Genomic DNA, 4,147 nt, shown 5'->3' with positions numbered 1-4,147 from the left:
CGGCGTAGGACATCCAGCAGATACCGGCCGTACCCCGACTTCTGCAGGGCGTGCGCGCGATCGGTGAGCTCGTCGTCGTCGATATATCCCATCCGCCACGCCACCTCCTCCGGGCAGCCGATCTTCAGGCCCTGCCGGTCCTCGATCGTGCGGACGTAGTTCCCCGCGTCGAGCAGCGAATCGTGGGTGCCCGTGTCCAGCCAGGCGGTACCCCGCGGCAGCACCTCGACCTGCAGGCGGCCCTGCTCCAGGTAGTGCCGGTTGATGTCGGTGATCTCGTACTCCCCGCGCGCCGACCTGGCCAGCCCGCGCGCGACGTCCACCACGTCCGCGCTATAGAAGTAGAGACCCGGAACGGCGAAATCGGACGAGGGGTTCTCAGGCTTCTCCTCGAGGCTGATCGCGCGGCCTTCGGCGTCGAAGTCGATCACCCCGTACCGGCTCGGATCGGCCACCCGGTAGGCGAACACCGCGCCGCCGTCGAGGTCGGCGAACCGGCGCAACCGCGTACCCATGCCGGGGCCGTAGAAGATGTTGTCGCCCAGGATCAACGCGACCGGCTCGTCGCCGATGTGGTCCGCGCCCAGCACGAACGCCTGCGCCAGGCCCTCCGGAGCGGCCTGCTCGACGTAGCTCAGCGTGATCCCGAACTGGCTGCCGTCGCCCAGCAACCGCCGGAACTGCGCCGCGTCCTCGGGCGTGGTGATGACGAGGACGTCGCGGATCCCCGCCAGCATGAGCGTCGACAGCGGGTAGTAGATCATCGGCTTGTCGTACACCGGCACCAGCTGCTTGCTCGTGGCCAACGTCAGCGGCCGCAGCCGGGTGCCGCTGCCACCGGCCAGGACGATGCCCTTCACCGCGCCACCCCCGCCGTCACAGCCGTCACAGCACCTTCTCCGTTCGGGCGTACTTGGCTTCCACCCTCTCCTTGATCGGCTCCCACCAGTCGCGGTGGGCGGCGTACCACTCGACGGTCTGCCGCAGGCCCTCGCGGAAGTCCGTGTGCTGCGGCTCCCAGCCCAGCTCGTCGCGGGTCGCGGAGGCGTCGATCGCGTAGCGCAGGTCGTGGCCCGGGCGGTCGGTGACGTGGTCGAACCCCGGGTCACCGCCGGTGCCCGAGACGCCCATGAGCTCGCAGATCATCCGCATGACCTCGAGATTGGAGCGCTCGCCGTCGGCGCCGATGAGGTACGTCCGGCCCGGCTCGCCCGCCTCGAGGACGCGCAGGACCGCGGAGTTGTGGTCATCGACGTGGATCCAGTCCCGCACGTTGGCTCCACTGCCGTAGAGGCGGGGCCGTCGCCCGTCGAGGATGTTGGTGATCTGCCGCGGGATGAACTTCTCCACGTGCTGGTAGGGCCCGTAGTTGTTCGAGCAGTTGCTGATCGTGGCGCGCACGCCGAAGCTGCGGACCCACGCGCGCACCAGCATGTCCGCGCCCGCCTTGGTCGCCGAGTACGGGCTCGACGGGTTGTACGCCGTGGCCGGGGTGAACGTGGCCGGATCGTCGAGTTCCAGGTCCCCGTAGACCTCGTCCGTCGAGACGTGGTGCAGGCGCACGTCGTGACGGCGGCAGGCCTCGAGGATCGTGTACGTGCCCACGATGTTCGAGTGCACGAACGGCCACGGCGTGGCAAGCGAGTTGTCGTTGTGACTCTCCGCCGCGAAATGCACGACCGCGTCGCGCCGCCCCGTCAGCTCCGAGACCAACCGGTCGGTGATCGCGGCGTCCGCACAGTCGGCCTCCACCAGCCGGACCCGGTCGGCGGGGAGCCCGTCCAGGTTCGCGCGGTTGGCGGCGTACGTCATGGAGTCGAGCACAGTGACATGGGCCTGCGGGTACTCGCGGACGACGGAGCGGACGAAGTTGGCGCCGATGAACCCGGCTCCCCCGGTGACGACGAGGCGCATGGGCACAACCCTACCGCCCGGCCGGACCGCCGCCCGACGGCTCATCGCCACCCTGCGAGGGCGGGTGCCCTGCCGCCCAGCGGCGCTTGGTCTCGCGCGACCTGCGCGACTGCCGCACCGCCACCACCGCCAATGCCACGCCCGCCAGCAACGGCACCCACACCTTGCTGTACTCGAGCAGGAACTCCACCCACCCCGGGATCGAGATCTCCGGCAGGTTGATCGACGGCAGCGTGATGTCCGGCCAGGGGATGTCCGGCCACGGAATGCTCGGCAGGGAGAACTCCGGCCACGGGATGTCGATGTCCGGGATGCGCTCGAGGATCCAGTCGAGCACCGGCTCGAGGAGGCGACCGATCAGGGGCAGCAGCACGATCATCGCGATCGCCCACCCCGACCTGCCGATGCCCGCCGCGACCGGGTAGACAGCGCGCTTCCACGGCGTCGACGCGATCGCCTCCAGCCGGGCCTCGGCGGCGGATCCGGGCGGCGGGTCGAAGTGCACGATGTCGCGGCCCTCGCGGAACGTCACCTGGCGGACCGCCGTGTCGAGCATGTTGGTGCGCACCTGGATGCGCGGGCTCGAGATCGGCGGCGCGGTGGTGTGCTCACCCGGCTTCGGCGGGTCCGCGGTGAGCGAGAAGCGCCGGTCACTGATCTGCCGGGCGCGCGCGACCACCTCGCCGTCGCGCAGGAGGGCACACCCCGGGGATGCGACGGCCGCCGGGGTGGCACCCTTCTTCGGCGGCTTCCGTTGCGGGTACCCGGGGTCGACGGTGCGGAGTTCCTCCGGCGAGCCCACCGCGAACTCGAGGACCCCGTGCTCAGGATGGTCGAGGCGCCAGATCTCCGGCGCGCCGTCGGTGGCGGGGGCCTCGGGGGCGGGCCGGTCGGGCGCTGGCCGGTTCTCGGTCATCGCGGGCTCCTCGGTCGGCGGTCAGCCCCGCACCCTACTCGGCCCGGCGCTGCTCTCCGCCGGCCCCGGCGATCGCGCTCGGCGGCGGATCGGTCGACTCGCCATCGGCGCCGGCCTCGTCGTCGGGAGTCGTGTCGCCGTCGAGACGGGTCTCGTCATCGCGCTCGCGCCGGAGCGTCCGGTACTCCGCGATCATCTTCTCGCGGCGGCGGTTCTCCCACTCGCAGGCCCGGGTGTCACGCGGCGTCACCTGGATGACCTCCTCAGCCGCGATGCCGGACCGCAGCTGCCGGACCCTCAGCACCTCTGCGTCGAGACGCACCCCGAAGACCACGGCCATGTTGACCAGCCACAACCACAGGAGGAAGACGATGACGCCGGCCAGCGAGCCGTACACACGGTTGAAATTTCCGAAGTTGGAGACGAAGAAGCTCAGGCCGGCCGTGGCGACGCCCATGATCGCCAACGCGGCCGCGGCCCCCAGTGATACCCACGAGAAACGGCGCCCGGAGATGTTGGGCGCGAACCGGTAGAGGATCGCCAACGCCAGGATCACCGCGACCACGGCAGCCGGCCACTTGGCCACTCCCCACACGGCCAGCGCCGTGTCCCCGAGCCCGATCCAATCACCCACCGTCTCCGCCACCGGGCCACTGAACGCCAGCGCCACCCCGCCGACGGCCACCAGGACGATCAGCAGGGCCGTCAGCGCGAGACCAGCGGGCAGCAGTCGCCACGGCGGCCGCCCTTCCTCGATGCCGAACATCGCGTTCATGGCCCTGCCGAGCGCCCGCACGTATCGCGACGCCGACCACAACGCGACCGCCGTGCCCACGATGAGCGCGGTGCCCGCGGCGGGGGTGGTGACCAGTGCTTCGACCGGCCCGCGCACGGGGTCGAGCACCTCCGGCGGCGCGACGTCGGAGAGCATGTCCATCACCGCGTCGACCGTTCTGGAGCCCTGCCCGAAGACGCCGAGCAGCGACACCACCACCAGCACCGCCGGGAACAGGGAGAGCACCCCGTAGTAGGTGAGCGAACCGGCGAGGTCCGGGCCCCGGTCACGGAGGAACTCCGCGACCGAGCGGACGAGCACCATGCGAACGGTGCGCAGTCCTCTGCGGATGGTGGCGAGTGGCCCGTCCGAAGTGGTCATGCCCCGATTGTGGCCGCTGCCGGCCCGCCCCGCGCCAGCCTCGCCGCGAGGAGGCCTCCCCGGGGCTGGCGGGTGACGCTGGCGGGCGACGCCGGCGGACCCGTGCCCCGATTTCGCCTGCCCGACCGCAGCCGCTCCTCGGCATGGCGTCTCGCGCGCAC

The 4,147-nt window shown here is 71.2% G+C and carries 4 protein-coding genes; all 4 read right to left on the bottom strand.

Features of this window, described 5'->3' with window-relative positions:
• Positions 1 to 860 (bottom strand): glucose-1-phosphate thymidylyltransferase RfbA (gene rfbA / locus G6030_RS03405; RefSeq protein WP_182642212.1); only part of this gene is annotated, 860 nt, incomplete at its 3' end.
• Positions 861 to 885: 25 nt separating this feature from the next.
• Positions 886 to 1,914 carry a dTDP-glucose 4,6-dehydratase gene (gene rfbB / locus G6030_RS03400; RefSeq protein WP_063972653.1) on the bottom strand — a complete coding sequence of 343 codons (1,029 nt, stop codon included), beginning with the start codon at positions 1,912 to 1,914 and terminating at the stop codon, positions 886 to 888.
• A 10-nt stretch (positions 1,915 to 1,924) separates the two neighbouring features.
• Complete coding sequence (locus tag G6030_RS03395; protein WP_182642211.1) at positions 1,925 to 2,830, bottom strand: hypothetical protein; 906 nt, start codon at positions 2,828 to 2,830, stop codon at positions 1,925 to 1,927.
• Between the two features lie 34 nt (positions 2,831 to 2,864).
• Positions 2,865 to 3,986 carry a YihY/virulence factor BrkB family protein gene (locus tag G6030_RS03390; protein ID WP_063972651.1) on the bottom strand — a complete coding sequence of 374 codons (1,122 nt, stop codon included), beginning with the start codon at positions 3,984 to 3,986 and terminating at the stop codon, positions 2,865 to 2,867.
• Between the last annotated feature and the right edge of the window lie 161 nt (positions 3,987 to 4,147).

Origin of the sequence: Dietzia sp. E1, assembly GCF_014145015.1 — a bacterium.
In the GTDB taxonomy this organism is placed as follows: domain Bacteria; phylum Actinomycetota; class Actinomycetes; order Mycobacteriales; family Mycobacteriaceae; genus Dietzia; species Dietzia cinnamea_A.
This window is presented reverse-complemented; position numbering and strand designations above follow the sequence as displayed.